Annotated in this window: 1 tRNA gene; it reads right to left on the reverse strand. The window is 48.8% G+C overall.

What is annotated here, in order from left to right:
* Positions 1–245: 245 nt before the first annotated feature.
* Positions 246–321, reverse strand: a tRNA-Ala gene (locus AB4Z19_RS30495).
* Positions 322–385: the final 64 nt, after the last annotated feature.

Below are 385 nucleotides of genomic sequence, written 5' to 3' on the forward strand. Positions count from 1 at the left end.
CGTCCTTCATCGCCTGTAATCGCCAAGGCATCCGCCATGTGCACTTAGTCACTTGTCCCTATAACCTTGACGGCTATAGTTCTAAGCACTTACTACTGTGTTTGATGAGTTTTTGTATGCGTTCCTTTCGGAACACTACCCTAAGTGTGTAATTTCTTACACGCTTAATAAAACTTTACTTCTTCCAGATTGTTAAAGAACGAGAACTACTCTTATGTCTGCGTCTATCGCACACATAAAGGCAGTGGTGGAGGATGACGGGATCGAACCGACGACCCCCTGCTTGCAAAGCAGGTGCTCTCCCAGCTGAGCTAATCCCCCGCGAAACTTGGTGGGTCTGGTTGGGCTCGAACCAACGACCCCCGCGTTATCAACACGGTGCTCT

Origin of the sequence: Pseudoduganella sp. RAF19 (assembly GCF_052114165.1) — a bacterium.
In the GTDB taxonomy this organism is placed as follows: domain Bacteria; phylum Pseudomonadota; class Gammaproteobacteria; order Burkholderiales; family Burkholderiaceae_D; genus Rugamonas.